This is a genomic window from Nostoc sp. PCC 9305 (genome assembly GCF_963920915.1).
GTDB lineage: Bacteria > Cyanobacteriota > Cyanobacteriia > Cyanobacteriales > Nostocaceae > Nostoc.
This window is the reverse complement of record NZ_CAWUDN010000262.1, coordinates 1-1,060: the sequence shown is the minus strand read 5'-3', so window position 1 is coordinate 1,060 and position 1,060 is coordinate 1. Positions and strand designations below refer to the sequence as shown.

The following is a 1,060-nucleotide window of genomic DNA, read 5'->3' as shown; positions in this document are numbered from 1 at the left end:
TTGTGGGTAGAGGCAATGTCTGTGAGTCGGCAAGCTTTATCTCAACGCCTAGAGAGCTTGCCAGCACAGTTATTTATTAAGCTGTTTGAGCAAGTAATAGAGCGTCTAGCAGCGAAGAAAAACACCCTTGAAGTTACACCCCTTTGGACATCAGTAGCACAGAAGTTTGGTGCGGTATGGATTGCGGATGCCTCAACTTTAGAAGCAGTCAAAAAACATTTGGGACAACTGCAACAAAAAACAGGTGCAGTTTTAGGTGGGAAGATGCTGATAGTAGTAGAAGCATTTAGTCATCGCCCAGTGGCAGCATTTTTCGATGCTGATGCCAAACGCAATGAAACTAAGTGGTGGCAAGAACTAACAGAGCGCTTGCCAGTGGGTGGTTTACTGATAACAGATATGGGTTTCTATGGTTTTGAGTGGTTTGATATCCTAACTGAAGCCAGAAAATATGTTTTAACTAGACAAAAAGCCAAGGTGCGCTATCGGGTAGTGCGCTGCCTTTCGAGTGGTTCTTATTACAAAGACGAAATCATTCAAATGGGACTGAACCATACTGATCCTTGTCGTTACCCGATGCGCCAAGTATCAGTACTCTGGGGTCAAACTTGGTATTATTATTTAACTAATGTCCTTGACCCACAACAGCTTTCTCCACAGCAAGTATGTGATTTGTATCGCCGACGTTGGAAAATTGAGGATGCATTTTTACTCACAAAAAAATTGTTGGGTTTATCTTATTTGTGGGTTGGTGGTACTAATGGTGTACAGATGCAAGTCTATGCTACTTGGATTTTCTATGCTGTCCTCAATGATTTGTGTACTGATGTTGCTGTCGCTTTGCAACAGCCCATTGAACGCATTTCTATTGAAATGGTCTTTCGCAGTTTATATTTTTTCCACCGCGCACTCCTGAAAAACACACAACTGCTACTTATCCCTTGGTTGGTTGAGCATCAACGCTCTATGGGCTTGGTCAAAGCCGTGCGTCAGCGACATCGACGCAACGCTGCAACCTCGCTTAACATCTGGGCTGATGCCTTAACTTGACACCAATGGC

1 protein-coding gene is annotated in these 1,060 nt (G+C 43.7%); it reads left to right on the top strand.

Annotated elements, in window-relative coordinates:
* On the top strand, positions 1-1,050 hold a 1,050-nt coding region (locus ACM0OX_RS35680; RefSeq protein WP_414519937.1), incomplete at its 5' end, for an IS4 family transposase.
* Between the last annotated feature and the right edge of the window lie 10 nt (positions 1,051-1,060).